The following is a 263-nucleotide window of genomic DNA, read 5'->3' on the forward strand; positions in this document are numbered from 1 at the left end:
TGTTTCAATGCTGTGAAGATGCTCTATCCACACAGTGCAAAGCTGGATCTGTATCAGGTTTCGGCGGTGACCGAGGGCACGGATGCGCAGGCGACGGTGTCGGTGCGTCTGAGCCGCGATGGCACGGTCTATACCGGGCAATCGGCGGATACCGACACGGTGCTGGCCTCGGTCAAGGCCTATGTCAACGCGCTGAACCGGATGCATGCCGGGCAGGGGCGGGCGAATAACTCGGCGCTGCAGACCTCGGCGGCGGGCTGAAC

General features: G+C 62.7%; 1 protein-coding gene. It reads left to right on the forward strand.

The features are described from left to right. A partial coding sequence (locus JI666_RS22195; RefSeq protein ID WP_286171025.1) for an alpha-isopropylmalate synthase regulatory domain-containing protein occupies positions 1 to 261 on the forward strand: 261 nt, incomplete at its 5' end. Positions 262 to 263 lie beyond the last annotated feature (2 nt).

This window comes from Bacillus sp. NTK071, assembly GCF_017303315.1.
Classification (GTDB): Bacteria; Bacillota; Bacilli; order Bacillales; family Guptibacillaceae; genus Guptibacillus.